15 protein-coding genes and 1 riboswitch are annotated in these 16,673 nt (G+C 45.7%); of the genes, 5 read left to right on the top strand and 10 right to left on the bottom strand.

Annotated features, from left to right (window positions below):
- Positions 1-476: 476 nt before the first annotated feature.
- Positions 477-932 (top strand): RNA-binding protein, encoded by a 456-nt coding sequence (locus AK965_RS18340; protein WP_099080968.1) that lies wholly within the window; start codon positions 477-479, stop codon positions 930-932.
- On the opposite strand, the gene murI is transcribed toward AK965_RS18340, so the two are convergent.
- Complete coding sequence (gene murI / locus AK965_RS18335; RefSeq protein ID WP_099080967.1) at positions 886-1,701, bottom strand: glutamate racemase; 816 nt, start codon at positions 1,699-1,701, stop codon at positions 886-888. The genes AK965_RS18340 and murI overlap by 47 nt on opposite strands.
- A gap of 182 nt (positions 1,702-1,883) precedes the next feature.
- Positions 1,884-3,758: a TonB-dependent receptor gene (locus AK965_RS18330; protein ID WP_099080966.1), complete on the bottom strand. Its 1,875-nt coding sequence runs from the start codon at positions 3,756-3,758 to the stop codon at positions 1,884-1,886.
- A 57-nt stretch (positions 3,759-3,815) separates the two neighbouring features.
- A riboswitch (cobalamin riboswitch) is annotated at positions 3,816-4,019 on the bottom strand.
- 187 nt (positions 4,020-4,206) lie between these two features.
- Here AK965_RS18330 and trmA point away from each other — a divergent pair.
- Positions 4,207-5,316 carry a tRNA (uridine(54)-C5)-methyltransferase TrmA gene (trmA, locus tag AK965_RS18325; RefSeq protein ID WP_099080965.1) on the top strand — a complete coding sequence of 370 codons (1,110 nt, stop codon included), beginning with the start codon at positions 4,207-4,209 and terminating at the stop codon, positions 5,314-5,316.
- 65 nt (positions 5,317-5,381) lie between these two features.
- Here the strand turns inward: trmA and AK965_RS18320 are convergent, their stop codons facing one another.
- Complete coding sequence (locus AK965_RS18320; RefSeq protein WP_099080964.1) at positions 5,382-5,747, bottom strand: YijD family membrane protein; 366 nt, start codon at positions 5,745-5,747, stop codon at positions 5,382-5,384.
- The gene (gene fabR / locus AK965_RS18315; protein WP_099080963.1) at positions 5,747-6,388 is read right to left on the bottom strand and encodes an HTH-type transcriptional repressor FabR; all 642 of its coding nucleotides are present in this window, start codon (positions 6,386-6,388) and stop codon (positions 5,747-5,749) included. The genes AK965_RS18320 and fabR overlap by 1 nt, the downstream gene beginning before the upstream one ends.
- Positions 6,389-6,665: 277 nt before the next feature.
- Between fabR and sthA the strand changes: the two genes are divergently transcribed.
- A complete protein-coding gene (sthA, locus tag AK965_RS18310; RefSeq protein WP_099080962.1) occupies positions 6,666-8,096 on the top strand; it encodes a Si-specific NAD(P)(+) transhydrogenase in 1,431 nt (476 codons plus the stop codon).
- Positions 8,097-8,159: 63 nt separating this feature from the next.
- On the opposite strand, the gene dinF is transcribed toward sthA, so the two are convergent.
- Both dinF and lexA read right to left on the bottom strand, forming a co-directional pair.
- Entirely contained in the window at positions 8,160-9,503 is a 1,344-nt protein-coding gene (gene dinF / locus AK965_RS18305; protein WP_099080961.1) for an MATE family efflux transporter DinF, read from the bottom strand.
- Positions 9,504-9,701: 198 nt separating this feature from the next.
- Positions 9,702-10,322, bottom strand: a complete 621-nt coding sequence (gene lexA / locus AK965_RS18300) for a transcriptional repressor LexA (RefSeq protein WP_099080960.1) — start codon at positions 10,320-10,322, stop codon at positions 9,702-9,704.
- A 368-nt stretch (positions 10,323-10,690) separates the two neighbouring features.
- Between lexA and plsB the strand changes: the two genes are divergently transcribed.
- Complete coding sequence (plsB, locus tag AK965_RS18290) at positions 10,691-13,117, top strand: glycerol-3-phosphate 1-O-acyltransferase PlsB (RefSeq protein ID WP_099080959.1); 2,427 nt, start codon at positions 10,691-10,693, stop codon at positions 13,115-13,117.
- A gap of 82 nt (positions 13,118-13,199) precedes the next feature.
- Here the strand turns inward: plsB and ubiA are convergent, their stop codons facing one another.
- Together ubiA and AK965_RS18280 are read right to left on the bottom strand one after the other, a co-directional pair.
- Complete coding sequence (gene ubiA / locus AK965_RS18285) at positions 13,200-14,054, bottom strand: 4-hydroxybenzoate octaprenyltransferase (protein ID WP_099080958.1); 855 nt, start codon at positions 14,052-14,054, stop codon at positions 13,200-13,202.
- Positions 14,055-14,594: a chorismate lyase gene (locus tag AK965_RS18280; protein WP_172438191.1), complete on the bottom strand. Its 540-nt coding sequence runs from the start codon at positions 14,592-14,594 to the stop codon at positions 14,055-14,057.
- 152 nt (positions 14,595-14,746) lie between these two features.
- Between AK965_RS18280 and AK965_RS18275 the strand changes: the two genes are divergently transcribed.
- Positions 14,747-15,157 (top strand): flagellar basal body-associated protein FliL, encoded by a 411-nt coding sequence (locus AK965_RS18275; RefSeq protein ID WP_099080956.1) that lies wholly within the window; start codon positions 14,747-14,749, stop codon positions 15,155-15,157.
- Positions 15,158-15,222: 65 nt separating this feature from the next.
- Here the strand turns inward: AK965_RS18275 and glpG are convergent, their stop codons facing one another.
- Both glpG and glpE read right to left on the bottom strand, forming a co-directional pair.
- Positions 15,223-16,062: a rhomboid family intramembrane serine protease GlpG gene (gene glpG / locus AK965_RS18270; protein ID WP_099080955.1), complete on the bottom strand. Its 840-nt coding sequence runs from the start codon at positions 16,060-16,062 to the stop codon at positions 15,223-15,225.
- Positions 16,062-16,382: a thiosulfate sulfurtransferase GlpE gene (gene glpE, locus AK965_RS18265; RefSeq protein ID WP_099080954.1), complete on the bottom strand. Its 321-nt coding sequence runs from the start codon at positions 16,380-16,382 to the stop codon at positions 16,062-16,064. Before glpE ends, glpG begins: the two co-directional genes overlap by 1 nt.
- Positions 16,383-16,673 lie beyond the last annotated feature (291 nt).

Below are 16,673 nucleotides of genomic sequence, written 5' to 3'. Positions count from 1 at the left end.
GATTGGTCACTCAGTTCATTGAAACCTAATTTGATACCAAGGTATCTAATTGGATTATCATCAACGAGTGCCCACACAGATTGATAGGTCTATATTGTTAAAGAGCTTTTCTAATCAACTTGGCGCTTCTGCGCTTCGTGGTTAGGGGTGCGTACTTTACGCTTCCCGTTTTGAGAGTCAAGCGTTTTTTCAAACTTCTTTTCTCCCTTTCCAACTCGTCGTGTTACTTTCGTCTCACTCCGTGTCGGTGGATGCGCAGTATAGGGAACTGAGAAATGAACACAACCTTTTTTCGAAAAAAAACAATTCAACCGCTCACTTATCCATCAAACACGTTGTATCTGCATATTTCTTCGTCACATTTGAGACATGTCACAGCAATTGGTTGGAAAAAAACCAACCATATACGTAAGATCCATGTGTCTATTTTGTTAATAGACAACTTACTTAATTCTTATCTATATGTAGTAATTAAAATGACTTCTAAAAAAAATCTGATCTTATGTGCCGGGTTAGCGGTCGTTGGGGGAGTTGTCTTCTCTCAATTGGCTATTTCGCCAGCCTTCAGCTTCGTTATTGGTGTCGCCGCTACTGCTTTTCTATTTTCACTTTCTAGCAAGACACCTGTTATTCAACCTTCGAATACCGATCCTTCTACTAAAACGCTGTATGTCGGTAACCTGCCTTATAAAGCAAATGAGAGTCACGTGCGTGATTTATTTGCGCAATATGGTCAAGTCTACGCTGTGCGCTTAATGAAAGATAAGCGCACAGGCAAAAGAAGAGGGTTTGGTTTTGTCGTAATGGCAGCAGAGGATGCTGAACCAGCCATCGCTAAACTAAATGAAAAAGAATATATGGAACGAACATTGAAAGTTCGAATTGCTAACGATCCAAAACACCAGGATGGCGATAAACCTGAACAGGATTAAATCCTAGTTTCGCCAAACAAACGTTCAGTGCATCTTCTTCCCAAGGAGGTGCACTGGCATAAATCTTCTTAGCCCCCTCTTCTTTACTTTCTTCTATTTCCTGATTGAATAATAACGCTTTCACTCGACGAGCAATCGCTTCACCAGAGTCAATCAGAGTCACTTCACCATCTAACGCTTGATGAATTTCTTCTTTCATCAATGGGAAGTGTGTACAACCTAGCACGGCGACATCAACTTTATCTCGCAAGGGCGAAAGGATCGTCTTTAATTCATTCATCGAGATCGACTGACCACGCAGCTTTTCTTCTGCCATATCAACCAAACGCGTAGAGCCAAGGAGTTCTACCGGTTTACCTTGTGCAAAATCACGAATCAATTCATGTGTGTACTGGCGGGTGACGGTTGCCGGTGTTGCAATAAGCCCAACCCCTTGAGATGCAAGTAAGGAAGCAGGCTTGATCGCTGGCACGACACCGACGACAGGTATGGATAAGCTTTCACGTAACGAGGGAAGCACAATAGTACTCGCGGTATTGCACGCGATGACCACAATATCTACCTGATGATCTTCAACTAATGCTGACACCAGTTGATTAACACGTGATATCAAGACATCCTGATCAAGCTCACCGTATGGGTAAGCTTCATTGTCGAACAAATACAAGTAATCCATGTGTGGCAGAAGTCGGTGGATTTCTTGAAAGACAGATAGCCCTCCGACACCGGAATCAAACACTAGGACTTTTTTCTTACTGGATGCTCGCACGAGTCTTACCTGCAAATTAGAGACCCGGCGATCATACTGGTTAGATTTGGTTTGGCAATGCTTTAACTGGGTATCTTTGATAGCGGCATTACGCCTCAGTCCCACTCCAAGCTTAGTTAATGCAATATGTCTTTGAAATAAACAAGACCGCCTATACGGCGGCCTTAACTCCTCAAGCGCTATTAAAAGCGATAGTCTGCTGAGACAAAGTACTGACGCCCCGGAGTCGCGTAGCCCGAATACATCTCGTAATCCTTATCGAATGCATTGCTCAGTTTCGCATTAATATCCCAACTTTGGTTTACAGCGTAAGAAGCAGTGAAGATCCATAGACTATAACTAGGGAGTCTATTGCCATTATAGAAGCGCTCACCTTGGTACAGATACTGCGAACCCAGCGTCCATTGGTCAAATGTTGCGTAAGCATTCCACTTAGCACCGCGTTTTGAACGGTAAGCTAATTGAGTGTCTTCTGCTCCGGACTTATCGATAGGATCTTTGTAATCGAGATAGAACTCGTGAGAAACAACATCCGTGTCGAACTTCACTTCTAGCTCAACCCCTTTGATTTCTGCTTCGCCGACATTTTGCATGCCCGCACCTTCCCAAATCAGCATATTCTCAATTTGGTTGTAGTAACCCGTTACCGTCCAATCAACAATGGATGCCGCGCCAGATAGAGAGATCTCCGTATTTTCTGACTCTTCTGGTTTTAAGTTTGGCATTTCAGAACCTGGGTAGTACAAGTCAACAAAGCTTGGGGCGCGAAAAGCGGTGCCGTGACTCAAGGTCAGCTCGTAACCTTCGTAAACTTTCCAACTAGCAGCCGTTTGCCATGTGGTGTTGTTACCAAACTGATTGTTTTCGTCATTACGTACACTTGCTTCTAGCGTCCATACGTCAAATACATACTGAGCAATAGCGCTAACACCAAAGTTGGTTCTTGGGTTCTTGTCTGGTGCGTAGTCTTGTGCTGGTCCCCAATCACTTGGTGCAATGTAGCCTTTTGCGAGCTTCTCAGTACGATAATCCAAACCACCGCCAACGCTCAACTCTTCGTTAATGCTGTACGAATTCAACCAAATCGCGTTGAATTGCTCAATGGCAACATGATCACCTTTTGATTTAGACTGGTTCGCTTTGTAGTCATAGTTGTCTTGCTGACCGTAAGCGATTTTCAGCTCTGAAGAATACAGCTCTTTTGAGTATTCCAATGACAAGTCTGCACCAACGTATTCCACATCACCCGTTTTCTTTTCGTGCTTATCGACAGTGTCCCAATCTGGGTTTCCATAGTTACTATTGTCGTAGTCATATTCATTGTTATATGCCGTCACACCAACGTAACCTGTCACATTCTCAAAGAAGTTCTGCTGATAGCCCAATTTAAAGTTAAAAGACTCAAAACCGTGCTCATCACCGTCATTAACGCCCGGCAACGGCCTAACATTAAAACCATCCGTTTTCTCATAACCTAACACCCCCTTTATGTGCTTATCTTCGCCGATCGGTTTAGAGACAACAAAGGCGCCTTGGGTATGGTTATCAGAACCGTAGCCAGCCGATACTTTACTCGCATCACTATCAATATTTGCACGAGTAATAATGTTGATAACGCCAGAAATCGCTTCTGAACCGTAGATAGAGGCGCGAGCACCACGGATATAGTCGATGCGTTCAATTGAGTTAATTGGAAACTGGTTAAAGTCCACACCGCCCATAATGGCTCTTGGCATTCGTACGCCATCCACCAGCACAAGCACTTGGGATGAGCTACCACCACGAATATAAAGAGAGGCACTTTGGCCACGACCGCCATATTGAGCAACCTCCACACTTGGTAAGGTGCGGAATACATCGACTAAGCTCTGCGCTTGCAAACGTTCGATGTCTTCTTTGGTGACAGTGACCGTTTGTGCCAGTACTGCGCCATCAATTTGCTTAAAACGGTTAGCCGTCACGACGAGGGTTTCGTCAGCGGAGATTTCTTGGGCCTGTAGATAAGAGACAGGTGAAAGTAACGATGCACATGTGATCGCTAGTAGAGATTTTCTCATTATATTGTCCTAAATCGCGTCGTTCCTACTGAGCCTCACCCTTAAGCGATGATTTCATATTATGGCTCAGCTGTTGGTCGGTATTCGGACTTCAGAGCGAGGTTTACACCACCTACTTACTCGACTTCCCACATATACTAATGCAGTGTCTTGAATGAGCGTTCGTTCTCTTTTACCGCTGCGCGTCAGTTCTGGACTCTCACCAGATTCCCATTTCAGCCATCTAGATTGCTAGATAACACCAACTCGGGGCAAATATTATTCAGCTATTGATTATTTGTCCAGCCAATAATACCCACCGGAATACTCAGACTCTCGTTCATTTCTCGATCTACCGACGCAGAACACACTATCTTTAAATCAATTCAGGGACAAAACTGGACATACGGTTGAGATTGAATAAAATCTGCGCTCTTAAATTGAAGAATGCACCATAAAAGGTAAGATCATGGCTACTCTTGATGTACATCCACAACGCTACCAAGAACAACTGGCTGAAAAAGTCGAACGTCTCACTGATATGTTCGCGCCATACAACGTGCCAGAACTTGAAGTGTTTGAATCCCCAGAGCAGCACTACCGTATGCGTGCTGAGTTCCGCGTTTGGCATGAGGGTGAAGATCTTTACTACATCATGTTTGACCAAGAAACTCGTGAAAAATACCGCGTTGACCAATTCCCTGCGGCAAGTCGTCTGATCAATGATTTGATGCCACTATTGGTTGAAGCAATGAAAGACAACGAATCACTACGCCGCAAATTGTTCCAAGTGGATTTCCTATCGACGTTGAGTGGCGAGGTTTTGGTTTCTTTGCTTTACCACCGTCAACTTGATGATGAATGGATTGAAAACGCAAAAGCACTGAAGCAACGTCTAAATGATGAAGGCTTTAACCTGAACATCATCGGTCGTGCGCGAAAAATGAAAGTCGTTCTTGACCGCGATTACGTCATTGAGAAGCTAGACGTAAATGGCCAAAGCTACATCTACCAACAAGTAGAAAACAGCTTTACCCAACCAAACGGCAAAGTAGCAGAAAAAATGCTGGAGTGGGCCGTCGACTGTACTCAAGAGAGCACCGGTGATCTACTAGAGCTTTATTGTGGTAACGGTAACTTCTCTTTAGCACTGGCACAGAACTTCGACCGCGTTTTAGCCACTGAGCTAGCGAAACCATCGGTGGTTTCTGCGCAATACAACATCGCAGCGAACAAGATTGATAACGTACAAATCTTAAGACTATCAGCAGAAGAGTTTACGCAAGCCATCGAAGGTAAGCGTGAATTCCGCCGCCTACAAGATGCGGGTGTGGACCTGAAGAGCTACAACTGCAATACGATTTTTGTCGACCCGCCACGCTCAGGTATGGATGTAGACACGTGTAAAATGGTGCAAGGTTACGGACGCATTATGTACATCTCTTGCAACCCTGAGACACTAAAAGAGAACCTGGACATTCTATGTGAAACACATAACGTAACGCGTTTTGCTTTGTTTGATCAATTCCCTTACACGCACCACATGGAAGCAGGTGTTCTGCTTGAGCGTAAAGCGTAATCCACCAGCATCAGGCATAAAAAAAGCGAGCTCAGTAGCTCGCTTTTTTATTGGATTCGATTTGCTTATTCTACTGCGTTTTTCTTGTTCATAAAGCCCAGTTTCTTACCGATCCAAGCCAATAAGATCAGAGAAACCAGGATAGCAAAGAAGTTCGAGCCTGCTTCTGGGTATTGCGCTTTGATAAACGCAGAGTGACCAAAAGCTCCCACAAAGAAACATGCTAGCCCCACGAGCGGGATATCTTCTGATACCGGATTGTTAAGATATTCTTGGTACAGCGCTTGTACCGCCAACACAAGAGCAATCAAAGGAAAGATGGAGAACGACACTTCACTCATGGTTAACCATGACAACAAAGCATCACCACATATACCTGCAACCAGCGCCAAAATCAGCGTTTTCTTTTCAGATTTATTTCCATTCGACATTATTCTATCCCGCCTTTTAATCGGTTACGTTCACGTTCTTTGCGATACCAATAGGCCCCTTTGGCTATCATTCGCAATTGCATGATCAATCGCTCGGCGAGTTCATCGCGTTCACGTCGATCTAAATCTAAAGCTTCTGCACCAGAGCTAAATACCAAGGTCACCGATGCCTCTGCTTGAGTAAACGCCTCTTCCCTAGTCATTCCAGTGCTCATTAAATACTCTGTTAATTCTGCCGCAAAATGCTGAATTTCTCGAGCGACGGCAGTACGAAATTCAGAAGAAGTGCCAGAGCGCTCACGCAGCAATAAGCGGAAAACGTTAGGACTACTTGCAATGAATTCCATGAAGGTTTCAACCGAAGTTCGAATTACACTGCCTTCTTTGACAATACGCTGGCGTGCCTGTCGCATCAGTTGGCGTAATAGCAAACCACCTTCATCAACCATGGTTAAGCCTAGCTCATCCATATCTTTGAAGTGCCGATAAAAAGAAGTGGGTGCAATCCCCGCTTCTCGAGCGACTTCTCGCAAGCTGAGATTGGAAAAACTACGATCCGCACTTAATTGATTAAATGCCGCATCGATCAGCGAGCGACGTGTTTTTTCTTTTTGTTGTGCACGGATTCCCATTGATTTCATTCTTAAACTGGCTCTTCTTTTCATTCGGGTACGAGAGTGTCAATATAACGCATATCCCCCCTACGTATAAAGCGACGTTATCTCGGTTCAAATTGACCAAAGCGAGCCTCGAACACGTTACTACTGGCTTATATCCGAATGCAATCTTCCCTACTCAATTTGTAGACATACCGCATAGCAAATAGTTATTTTATTCATTTCTGCGTGATCACTTCCACTCTCTAGCAGCCATTACATACCACCTACTGTGTAAATGAGTTAACATCTCGCAACAGCAATGTTACGCAAATATAACAAGGAAACCATCATGGCGCATGCTAATCACTATGACGTGATCGTAATTGGTAGTGGTCCCGGGGGAGAAGGGGCGGCAATGGGTTTAACCAAAGCAGGACTGAATGTCGCCATTGTAGAAAAAGAAAGTAGCGTGGGTGGCGGATGCACGCACTGGGGAACCATACCTTCGAAAGCATTGCGCCATGCCGTTAGTCGTATTATTGAGTTCAACAACAACCCATTATTTTGTCGTAATAACACAAGTATTCATGCCACATTTTCTGACATTTTAGGCCATGCAAAATCGGTCATCGACAAGCAAACTCGACTTCGCCAGGGCTTTTATGATCGTAACTCGTGCACGTTATTGTTTGGTACAGCACGCTTTATCGATAATAATTCGATTGCATTGATGCAAAGCGATGGTACGGAAGAAATCTTCTCTGCTGATAAATTTGTTATCGCGACAGGTTCTCGCCCTTACCAACCGAACAACGTCGACTTCTTACATGAGCGTATTTACGACAGCGATTCTATCCTGAGTTTGAAGCACGATCCTCGCCACATCATCATTTACGGCGCAGGGGTAATTGGTTGTGAGTACGCATCAATCTTCCGTGGACTTGGCGTAAAGACCGACCTGATTAACACTCGTGATCGCCTGCTCTCCTTCCTTGATAACGAAGTCTCCGATGCGCTTTCTTACCACTTCTGGAACAGTGGCGTTGTGATTCGCAATGATGAAACCTTTGAGAAAATAGAAGGCACCGAGGATGGGGTTATCGTCCATCTACAGTCCGGTAAAAAAATGAAGGCAGATTGCCTACTGTATGCCAATGGTCGTACGGGCAACACGGACAAACTGAACCTTGCGGTCGTTGGGCTTGAAGCCGACTCTCGCGGTCAGCTTAAAGTCGATGATAACTACCGTACCGATATCGAGCACATCTACGCCGTAGGTGATGTGATTGGCTATCCTAGTCTAGCCAGTGCTGCGTATGACCAAGGTCGTTTCGTGGCACAAGCCATCACCAAAGGACAAGCCGACGGCAATCTGATTGATGATATCCCGACGGGTATCTACACCATTCCAGAAATCAGCTCAGTAGGTAAAACCGAGCAAGAACTGACTGCGGCGAAAGTGCCTTACGAAGTGGGACGCTCTTCATTCAAGCATCTAGCTCGTGCACAGATTGCAGGTAAAGACATCGGCAGCTTGAAGATCCTCTTCCATCGCGAAACCAAAGAGATTCTTGGTATTCACTGCTTTGGTGAGCGTGCTGCGGAAATCATCCACATCGGTCAGGCCATCATGGAGCAAAAAGGCGAAGCCAATACGATTGAATACTTCGTCAATACCACTTTCAACTACCCGACGATGGCAGAAGCGTATCGCGTAGCCGCACTGAACGGATTGAACCGATTATTCTAATTCAATTGGGTTGCCATGATCCAAAAACTAAAACAGCAGGTTTCGACCTGCTGTTTTTTGTAATTAAGCGAGGAAGCTTCCCTTTCTCCACTGATAGAAGAAGATGACCCCGAGTCCAATCCCCCGCATCGCCATAAAGCTAGTCATCGCAAACCACAATGCATGGTTTTGCCAGCCAGAGAACAAAAAGAAAATCGCGAAGAAGCAGCACGTCGCGACAAACATACTGTTACGCATGTCCTTACCTTTGGTCGCACCAACAAAAATACCATCGAATAGAAAGCACCACATCGATGTTAATGGCATTACTACCAGCCACGGTAAATAAACGGACGCTTGTTGCTGTACGACTTCAATTGATGTGATCATGGCGATCAAATGCGATCCCACCAAAGCAAATACCGCAGTCAGACCCAAACAGATGATCAGACTCCAGAAAAAGGTACCAATTAACGACGCACTGAGTTGTGCTCGGTCTTTCGCGCCAATCGCTTTCCCCACCATGGCTTCCATAGCGTAAGCAAAGCCATCCATGCCGTAGGAAATCAGCATCAAGAAACTCATCAATACCGCATTAGCTGCCACCACATCATCACCAAAGCTCGCTCCTTGGAAAGTCATAAAGCTAAATGCTGCTTGCAAGCATAATGAGCGTAAGAAGATATCGCGATTGAGTTTTACAAAGCGCCCTAGCCCATGTTGAGTATCGGTAAGCAAACTCTTTGGAGACGGCAACTGGCGCGCTTGCCATGTTTTCCACACGCACAGTAAGCCAAATGCCATGCCTGAGTAGTCTGCAATGACAGACGCAAGCGCCACGCCTTCTACTTTCCAACCCAAACCAATCACAAACAACAAATCGAGCGCGATGTTAGTTGCGTTAGTGATGATCACCATCCACATTGGTGCTTTGGCGTTTTGCGTTCCAAGCAACCAACCCAATAACACAAAGTTCATCAATGCCGCTGGCGCACTCCACACACGGATAGAGAAATATTGTATGCCGTAGCGCTTCACTTCCGCACTGGCATCACTCCAACCAAAGATCAGATCTGCAATCGGATGATGAGCAATAAGAAAGACCAACGCGAACAGCAATGCCATGACTGAACCTTGCATGAACACCAACGCCAACTGTTTGCGATCTTCGCCGCCATAAGACTGTGCTGCCAATCCAGTGGTCGACATACGTAAAAAGCCAAGTAGCCAGAACGTCACGCTGATCATCGTGCTACCCAACGCGACACCCCCCAGATACCAAGCGTGCTCAAGGTGGCCGATCACAGCGGCGTCAACCAAGCCCAATAGTGGGACAGTAATATTCGATAGCACCATCGGGATTGCGAGCATTAACACCTGACGATGAACTCGAGGATTTGATAAAGGAGAAAAGATTGAGTTTGTCACAGGCGCCTCTTTAGTGGGCCTGAACTCGAACAAAGAAGCCAGGCAATGTAGGCGCAAGAGTGTACATGAGAGTTTAATAACTCGCCAATAACCGCTTGATATACCAATCGGAATAACCCATCTGTTACCCTTATTGGTTAATGTTGAGAACGAACATACATAAAGCCCAGCGAGAGTGCTGGGCTTTGGGGGAAAGTATTACATCCAGTCCGTGTTGCGAATAATGCCAACCGCCAGACCTTCGATCGCCAGATGCTGAGACGTCAAATCAACTTGAATAGGCGCAAACTCTTCGTTTTCTGCATGCAGCAATACCGTTGAGCCTTTGCGCTCCAGACGCTTCACCGTCACATCATCATCAACACGAGCAACGACCACCTGACCATCACGCACATCTTGAGTTTTGTGCACAGCCAGTAAGTCGCCATCCATGATGCCAATGTCTTTCATACTTTCGCCGTTTACGCGAAGTAGGAAATCCGCTTTCGGTTTGAACATGGCCGGATCCACTTGATAGTGCGATTCCACATGCTCTTGAGCCAGAATCGGCTCACCGGCAGCAACTTGACCAATCAAAGGCAGACCTTGATCGTCGTTCGCTGCATCTTCCAGTAGGATTCGTATCCCACGAGATGCCCCTGGTATAATTTCAATCGCTTGTTTACGAGCAAGGGCTTTTAGGTGTTCTTCTGCGGCATTCGCAGAGCGGAAGCCAAGCTCACGCGCAATCTCTGCACGAGTTGGTGGCATTCCAGTATCTTCGATTTTGCTTTTAATCAAATCGAAGACTTGTTGTTGGCGCGGCGTTAACGGCTTCATATGTCACCTGTCTTTTTATACAGTTAACTGTGAGTATATCCAGTAAATGAACAAATGAAAACCCAATTGGTTGTTTTTTAATTTATTTGATTCGCTTCCTGAGCGCCCTCACCAACCTTAACTTAGCTGGCGTTTTAAACACACCGCTCCCTATTCCACGAAAGAAAGCCATCACCTAGGCAATCGACCAATTTGCACTCAATAAAATTAAAAGGTTTGATCAGTTTCTGATATCCTTACACCGCTTAAATTTTATCGCCTAGGCTTATTTCTATAGCCGTATCTATTTCCTTCCTTATTAATGTGGGGAAAGCGGACACAGAAATAAGGTTGGGCTTGTTTGAATACCTATTGAGGCTGTGAACTTTATGTCTTCTGGACAATCATTTTCACGTTCATTACTAAAACTACCTTTATCGGTAATGGTAAAGGGCACCACAATTCCATCGAATCCGATTGACGATCTCAACATCGACCTAACCAAACCGATTGTGTATGCCTTACCGTTCCGTTCGAACGTGGATTTGCTGACACTACAAAAGCAAACTCTGAGCCTTGGTCTACCTGACCCGCTCAGCCCATTGGAAGTCAACGGCAAGACACTGAACCGTTTCGTGTTCATTGCGTCTCCTCCAACCATGATGAGCAATGACAATGATGCACCTAGCGAATCGGTCTCTCTCTTTACTGACCTACTGGAATTGCACAAGCTCGACAGCGAACTTGATGTTCAGATGCTCCCAGTAACAGTGCTGTGGGGTCGTAAACCAGGTAAAGAAGAGAACCACAAGCCATACCTTCAGCCAATGAATGGCCCGCAAAAAGCAAAAGCAGTCATGGCCGCAGGTCGCGACTGTTTAGTTCGCTTCAGCCCGGTGGTGTCTCTGCGTTACATGGCCGACTCCCACGGTACGGACAGTGCCATCGCGCATAAGCTGGCGCGTGTCGCTCGTATCCACTTCTCTCGTCAAAAACTGGCTGCGTCAGGTCCAAACTTGCCTCAACGCGAAGTGCTGTTTGCTCGTCTAATGCAATCGCCAGCGATAGAGAAAGCGATTGAAGATGAAGCGCAGAGCAAAAACATCTCGATTGAAAAAGCACGCAAAGAAGCCCATGACATCATGGATGAAATTGCCGCTGACTTCTCTTATGGTTTGGTGAAAAACGGCGATCGCATTCTTGGTTGGCTATGGACAAAACTGTACCAAGGTCTGCACATCAATAACGCGTCGACCGTTCGTCGCCTAGCGCAAGATGGTCATGAGATTGTGTACGTGCCATGTCACCGCAGTCATATGGACTACCTACTGCTTTCTTACGTTCTGTACCATGAAGGTATGGTACCTCCGCACATTGCTGCAGGTATTAACCTGAATTTCTTCCCAGCAGGCCCAATCTTCCGTCGCGGCGGTGCGTTCTTTATTCGTCGTAGCTTTAAAGGCAACAAGCTGTACTCAACGATTTTCCGTGAGTACCTATCCGAACTGTTCGCGAAAGGTTACTCGGTTGAGTACTTCAGCGAAGGCGGTCGTTCACGCACAGGGCGTCTACTGCAAGCAAAAACCGGTATGTTGGCCATGACGATTCAAGCGATGCTGCGCGGTCTAAACCGTCCAGTCACGCTAGTACCTGTTTACATCGGTTACGAGCACGTCATGGAAGTGGGCACTTACGCCAAAGAACTTCGCGGTTCACGCAAAGAGAAAGAAAACGCCGGCCTTGTGTTGCGTACTCTGCGTAAGCTGCGCAACTTTGGGCTTGGCTATGTGAACTTTGGTAAGCCAATTCAGCTAAACCAATACCTGAATGAGCACGCTCCTGAGTGGACGAAAGACATCGACCGCATGGGCGGCAGCAAGCCACAATGGATGAACCCTGTGGTGAATGATCTAGCAAACAAGATGATGACGCACATTAACGATGCGGCAGCGACCAACGCACTCACACTGTGTGCAACAGCGCTACTGGCCTCTCGTCAACGCGCCTTGTCTCGTGACTCGCTGATCAATCAGATTGAGTGCTACTTAAAGCTACTTAAGAACAACCCATATTCAAGCACTTCAACCGTTCCAACAGAAAGTGCTGAAGAGTTGGTTGATCACGCCATCTCTCTGGATAAGTTTGTGATTGAAACGGACACCATGGGTGACATCATTTCGCTGGATCGTAGCCAGTCGATTCTGATGACTTACTACCGCAACAACATCATTCACTTGTTTGCGCTACCGTCATTGATTGCACAGATGATCATTCGTCAGCGCAACCTGTCAGTAGAGAAGATTCAAGAGAACGTTGCACAAATTTATCCATTCCTTAAGAAAGAGCTGTTTCTAAGCTACAAAGAAGAGAAACTGAATGATCTCGTCGTGAAGATCTTGAACGAGTTTGCAGAGCAGAAAATGATCAGCCTAGACGGCGGTAAGTTGGAGATCAACCAATCAAACAACCAACCTTTGGTTCTGCTTGGCCGCACGATCACTGAAACATTGCAGCGCTACTCCATCGCGATGAATTTATTGGTTGCCGACCAAGAGCTAGGTAAATCAGATCTAGAACAGCAGAGCCAAGACATTGCTCAACGCTTGGGCCGTCTGCACGGTATCAACGCGCCAGAGTTCTTCGACAAAGGTGTGTTCACTGCAATGTTCAATACGTTGAAAGAACAGCAATACTTAGACAGTGACGGCAATTGCGATTTAGATAAAACGCAACAATTCGCCAAGCTTCTGTTTGCTCTGCTCTATCCTGAAGTGAAGCTCACTATCGAAGAGAGTATCCACCAACTTCAGGCATAAAAACTGAGCTCAGTACAAATTAAAAAGGCATCCGATTGGATGCCTTTTTGTCTTCGAACGATAGTGGCTTGGTAATGAATACTTACCAGAACGCGACAAGTAACCCCATCGCAATCACCATTCCCACATAATTGTTATTGAGGAAGGCTTTAAAACACAAATCGCGTTCACGGTGGCGAATTAAGTGCTGCTGATACACAAACAGAGAAGCGGCAAGTAAAATCGTCCAGTAGTAGCTCTGCCCCAGTTCGTAGTGTTGACCAAGCAGAACCAACATCGCCAAGGTCATCAACTGCAGAACGCCAATCACCAACTTGTCATGACGACCGAACAAGATAGCAGTCGATTTAATACCAATCTTTAAATCATCATCACGGTCGACCATCGCGTATTGAGTGTCGTAAGCAATCGTCCATAATGCGTTAATCACGAACACGAACCACACAATCCATGGCAACTCACCGGTTTGTGCAGCCCATGCCATTGGAATCGCCCAGCTAAATGCCAAGCCCAAAAAGAGTTGCGGCAGGTGAGTATAGCGCTTCATAAATGGATAAATGAAGGCTAATACAATGCCTGCGAAAGAAAGCTGAACCGTCAGCGGGTTCATGGTTAGCACTAATAAGAATGAGCTGATACCCAGAACCAAAAATAGACCAATCGCCTCTTTCGAGGTCACTTTGCCCGATGGCAGTGGGCGCTGTTTGGTACGCTTCACATGGCCATCAACTTTACGATCAGCAAAATCGTTAATCACACAACCAGCGCTACGCATTAGGAACACACCTAACACAAACACGATGAGTACATTCCAACTTGGCATGCCTTGGGCGGCAATCACAAGGGCCCAAACCGTCGGCCACAATAACAAGAGTGAACCAATTGGGCGATCCATTCGCATCAGTTGCCAATATGCTTTGGCTTTCTCTGCGGTCATTTACACCTTCTCCTTAGCGTAAACTGGTGAACTAGGTAAGAATAACTCAGCGACCAACATAGGTTTGTGATTCATCCACAGTCTTGAACGACGAGCTAATAAGCGGCCTTGAGGCAAACTCACCCACCCCATTTGTAGGGCATCACGTTCAACATTGTCAGCACTAAACACGGTCAAACCTAGCGGAATATCCCCTTGCTGGGCTAAATCGTATTGCTGATCGATCAAGGTAGAACGTGGAATAAGGGTGCGTCCAATGACCCACTCACTATTGTCGCCACGCAAAATCACCTCACGCAGAAGGCAATCTTGCTCAGACAAGAGTTGGCTCTCGTTGCGTTTTAACGTCTTAGCAGCGACGATTTGATTATGCAGTAATTCCACGCTTAGGTGCTGGCAATACTGACTTAAACGGCGTGACAAAGACCCTTGTTCTTCAAGCCAATGCTTGGCGAATTCATTTGGAAATTCAAAATTTTCGGGGTTTTGCCACTCTACTTCCAATAATGAAGCAAGATAGAGCGATGTCGGCTGATTCATACTAGTATTCAATTGGTGGCTTTATGCGTACAATAAAGCAACAACTTACTGTCTTATTGAAACTGTAAGTTCCGTTATTTGTTATAGGCGGTCATTGTATCAAGACTTAAGCGATTCGAATATCGCGATCCAGAGAAAGAAAAGTTAGAAATATGTACAAACGTTATGTAGCCCAAATTATTTTCGCATTAAGTCTACTTGTTTCCACACCCTCTTGGGCAGAAACAAAAGAAGCAGGACCACAATTAGCCTACTTTACCCTTGAGCCCGATCTCACCACCAACTTCTATACGAAAGGGAAAAAACTCGGTTATGTACAAGTGCGCATCGACATTATGGTCATGAGCCAGCATGATTTGGCGGTCATTGAACACCACCAACCATTGATTCGTGATGCCGCAATCGAGCTGCTGGGTAAGCAAACTGAAGACACCATCAAATCCCTATCCGGTCGAGAAGATCTACGCAAAACCTTAGTCGCGACACTGAACGAAACACTACTGCCTGAAACAGGTAAAACCATCATTGCTGATCTGTTGTTTACCAAATACCTCTATCAGTAATCGATAAACTCTATATGCAAAAAGACCGCCGATTGGCGGTCTTTTATTTCGAGAGACAAGCAAAGTTACACTTGCTGGTATTTTTGCTTCACAGAATCAAACATGGCAATCGCCATACCCGAGAGCAAACCCACCAAATGCGCCGTATTGGCAATCGCCATAAACGGCTGAACAAAGCCCAGCACTAACCATACCAGCATAAAGCCAATAATCGGTTTTGGCAGGGTTAGACCAAGATGCGGCAGACGGTAGCCAAGAATCCATAAGTAACCAAGCAACGCATAAACCACGCCAGACAAGCCACCGAAGTTCGCTCCCTCAACGTAGAACTGCCCCGCACCGGACAGTGCCGCTGAGATCAAGAAGATTTGCAGCAGCTTTCCTGAGCCTAAGCGACGCTCGATATCACCACCTAGTTGCCACCACCACAGTAAGTTAAATGCAATATGGGTGACTGAAAAATGCAATAATGCATGGCTTATCCAGCGCCAAAGTTGCCATTGCTGCCCTTCAAATGCGGGAAAATGCAATAAGTCGAAGACACCTCTACCAAAGCCTAATATCTGCAGAAGGTAAATCACTGCGCACGTGAACATCACCGAGAGTGTCACAGGGCCCGCTTTAGCTTTAACCATGCTCATGATGCTCGGGCTCGCGTAATGAAACTGGCTCTTACGAGTATCGGCAACGTCCCACGAAGCTGCACTGTATTTCGATCCGGAGGGATTCGCAAGAAAGTGCTGTAATTCGGCTTCCACTTCTATTTCGTGCTGACTATCCGCAAGCCAGAGTGCAAATTGCCCTTCGCCTTCTGGCATCATTTGGATTTCAATCTTGCGTGATGCCATGTAATCAATGAAAGCTTGCGCCATGCGTGGGTTATTTAACGTTACCAATCTCTTCATTAACTTCTCACTATCGGTAGTTGTGCTCGTTGCCAAGCTTCAAAGCCACCATCCACACTGTACACCTGTTCGAAGCCTTGGTTAACTAAATATTGTGCAGCACCTTGACTACTGATCCCGTGATAGCACATCACTAAGATAGGCTGTTCAAACTCAACGTCATTCATAAACGAAACGATAGAGTCATTGGTTAAGTGAAATGCCGACTCAGCGTGAGCAACGGCAAACGCTTGAGGGTCACGGATATCAACAAGCCTTACGTCACCTTGCTTAAGTAGAGTCAGTGCGCCTTGTACATCAATATGCTGAAACTGGTCCATTTCTTTCTCTTTCTTTTGTTCATAATTGCGGATGCTATTGTAACCTATCCAGAGCCAAACTTAGACACAAGGATAATCTGGATATTAAATCTTGCTCACAATACCACCACTTGTGGATAAAGCTGTGAATTACGTTGATAAGGTATATTTAGATCTTTTGATCCACAATATATAGTAATGATCTTGATTTAGTTGTGTGTATATTTATAACTATCCCCAACTAGCATTAGACTTGAAAGCCTTATTTTGTCCGGCTTTCGAACAGTTGATGAATAATTACCTCACAGAGTT

The sequence above is a fragment of the Vibrio sp. PID17_43 genome (genome assembly GCF_002608565.1).
GTDB lineage: Bacteria > Pseudomonadota > Gammaproteobacteria > Enterobacterales > Vibrionaceae > Vibrio.
The sequence above is the reverse complement of the archived record's forward strand: the minus strand, read 5'-3'. Positions and strand labels throughout refer to the sequence as shown.